3 protein-coding genes and 1 pseudogene are annotated in these 2,593 nt (G+C 41.8%); 2 read left to right on the top strand and 2 right to left on the bottom strand.

What is annotated here, in order from left to right; translation table 11 throughout:
* Together B4H32_RS10030 and B4H32_RS10035 are read right to left on the bottom strand one after the other, a co-directional pair.
* Positions 1-671: pseudogene (locus tag B4H32_RS10030) on the bottom strand (apolipoprotein N-acyltransferase); the annotation flags it as partial.
* A complete protein-coding gene (locus B4H32_RS10035) occupies positions 668-1,507 on the bottom strand; it encodes an HlyC/CorC family transporter (RefSeq protein WP_004659203.1) in 840 nt (279 codons plus the stop codon). The gene B4H32_RS10035 and the pseudogene B4H32_RS10030, both read right to left, overlap by 4 nt.
* Before the next feature lie 175 nt (positions 1,508-1,682).
* Here B4H32_RS10035 and tusA point away from each other — a divergent pair, with 175 nt between their 5' ends.
* Together tusA and B4H32_RS10045 are read left to right on the top strand one after the other, a co-directional pair.
* Entirely contained in the window at positions 1,683-1,940 is a 258-nt protein-coding gene (gene tusA, locus B4H32_RS10040) for a sulfurtransferase TusA (protein ID WP_286802727.1), read from the top strand.
* A gap of 35 nt (positions 1,941-1,975) precedes the next feature.
* Positions 1,976-2,593: hypothetical protein (locus B4H32_RS10045; RefSeq protein ID WP_286802730.1), on the top strand; the 618-nt coding region annotated here is incomplete at its 3' end.

Genomic DNA, 2,593 nt, shown 5'->3' on the forward strand with positions numbered 1-2,593 from the left:
TTGGAGGCTTTGGGCTGAACAAACTGGATAAATCCAGCACCCCAGGCCCCTAGCACCAGCAAGGCGGATGGAATGGCCCAAAACCAGCGCCGATTTAAAATTTCGACCAAAGCACATGCCAGCACAATGACCACAAATGAAACTGCATAAATACCAAATAAAGGTGCATAGCCATCCAGCAGCCGTTCAGTAAATGCATATCCAGCAAACAACCACGGGAAACCTGTAAATACCCAGGTTTTTGCCCATTCGAACATCACCCAGAGCGGGGCAAAGGTGAGTGGTGTTTCTGGAAAAAACCGTCGATAAGCCCATGTTTGAAAAGCAGTAAATAAGCCCATTGCGGCTGCCATAAAGACAATCATCAGGATGCTTAAAAAAGCATTGGTATCGCCATAGGTATGGATGGAGGTGTAGAGCCAAAATGCCCCGACAAACCATAAACCAAAACCATAAGCCCAGCCCAGTGCAAAGGCCTGCTTAGGATTACGTTGACGTAACACTGCATAAAGCAATGCTGGTGACAGAATTGCCAACCACCAGAAATAATATGGTGCAAGTGCCAAGCTAAAGATTGCGCCTGAGATCAGCGCAATCAGCAGTGGAACAATAAAGGGAAGCTGTTTTTGTGGTTGAGATGAATTTAACAGCTTTTCAAAATAGCTTCTCATTGACGGACAGCTCGAATCAGATGAATAGTGCGTGCATCTGCTTCAATAATGGTAAATTGCCAGTCGCCAAGCTCAATGGTCTGACCCTGTAAATCGCTGACTAAACCAATTTCTTGCAGCAGTAAGCCGCCCATAGTTTCAACTTCATCGTCAGAAAAATCAGCATCTAAAATAGTGTTGAAATGTTCAATGGGTGTAAGTGCTTGCACAATCCAGGTATTGGCTGTGGTTGGATCATTGTCAGGTACGATATATAATGCTTCTTCATCGGCAATATCGTGTTCGTCTTCAATTTCACCGACGATCTCTTCGAGAATGTCTTCAAGGGTGACTAAACCAGAAGTTGAACCATATTCATCGATGACAATCGCAATGTGTGTTTGGGTGTTTTTTAGCATGCGTAACACCTGGTCTGAACGTGCACTTTCAGGCACAAATACAGGCTGGCGCATCAATGAACGAATATCGACTTTGACATTACGCTCAGTTAAGAAAGGTAATAGGTCCTTGGCCAACAGGATACCCACCACATTGTCACTTTGATCTGCTGAGAACACTGGGAAACGCGAATGTGCTGAATCAATCAGGACATCTAAAATATCCAATAACTGATCATCTTCTTGTAAACTGATGATTGCAGTTCGAGGCGTCATGACTTCCCGAATTTTTGTTGCTGGTAGATCGAGAACACCCTCAAGCATAGCAACAGTATCTGGTTCTAAAAAACGACGTGAGTCTTGAACTAACCTGAGTAATTCATCGCGGGTTTCAGGTGCAGTACCTAACCATTTTCTTAAGCCACGCATACCCCACGACGGACTGGATTCCTCGACCATGATCTTTCCTAAAGACTCTCTATATCAATTAGATGATTTTCATCATACCGAAGAAAAAGCGGATATGCATCAATAAAACGATGCGAAAAATGTACAGTTTTTCAAAAAGCTGTTGATGATTTTTATCGACTTACTTTATGTTAAAGTGTGAATATTAAAATATATGAGTATGATGATGTCCGAACAACCTCAACTTCCCACTGTTCAACTTAATACTAGAGGTTTACGTTGTCCTGAGCCTGTAATGATGTTGCATCAAGCGATTCGTAAAGCAAAATCAGGTGATATCGTCGAGGTGTTTGCTACAGATCCTTCTACATCTTGGGATATTCCTAAGTTTTGTATGCATCTTGGGCATGAACTATTATTAAAAGAAGAAAGTCTCGATGACAACAGTCACACTGAATATCGCTACTTGGTACAGAAAGGGTAGTCTGGATATTGAATTAAATTTGAGGGGATGGCTCAGTGAAATTAGAACAGCTTGAAAAACACATGTGGGTTTTTGAAACTTTGATTGATGAGGATATAGAGCAGCAATTTGATGAAGCATTGGAGTACTTGTCTCAAGGCAGTTTACTTGCATCAGAGCTGACGCTAACCAAGCTACTTTCTGAGAATCCCCAACATATTGATGCTTGGGTTCATCTTGGGTTGGTTTATGGATATTCTGGTCGAAAAATGGAATCTTATCTCGCTTTGCGTGAGGCTCATCGCATTGGACTGGCAGCATTTCCCACTACATTTAACTGGGATAAAGATTTATTGGAATGGGGCTTTATTGAGAACCGTCCATTTTTAAGGGCTTGCTTTAATTTAGCCTTGCATATGGCTGATACACCGATGGCTGTTGAGGCAGAGCAGATTTTTACAAGATTAGTCAAGATATCCCCAAATGATAATCAGGGGGCACGCTATCTGTTATTAAAACGCTTTCTTGAAACAGGGAATAAATTAAAATTGCAATGGCTGGACACCAAGTATCCAGAAGACCATAGCCCTGAATTTTTATATGGAAAAGTCTTGTTTGCCTTAATGCAGCAAGATATGGATAGGGCTAAAGCTGCATTTTCTGAAGCAAAAGCA

It is taken from the genome of Acinetobacter sp. UBA2063 (assembly GCF_002333245.1).
Classification (GTDB): domain Bacteria; phylum Pseudomonadota; class Gammaproteobacteria; order Pseudomonadales; family Moraxellaceae; genus Acinetobacter; species Acinetobacter parvus.

Coding starts and splice junctions, on each gene's coding strand:
- B4H32_RS10035 (WP_004659203.1), bottom strand. CDS start 1,507: ATGGTCGAGGAATCCAGTCCGTCGTGGGGTATGCGTGGCTTAAGAAAA.
- tusA (WP_286802727.1), top strand. CDS start 1,683: ATGTCCGAACAACCTCAACTTCCCACTGTTCAACTTAATACTAGAGGT.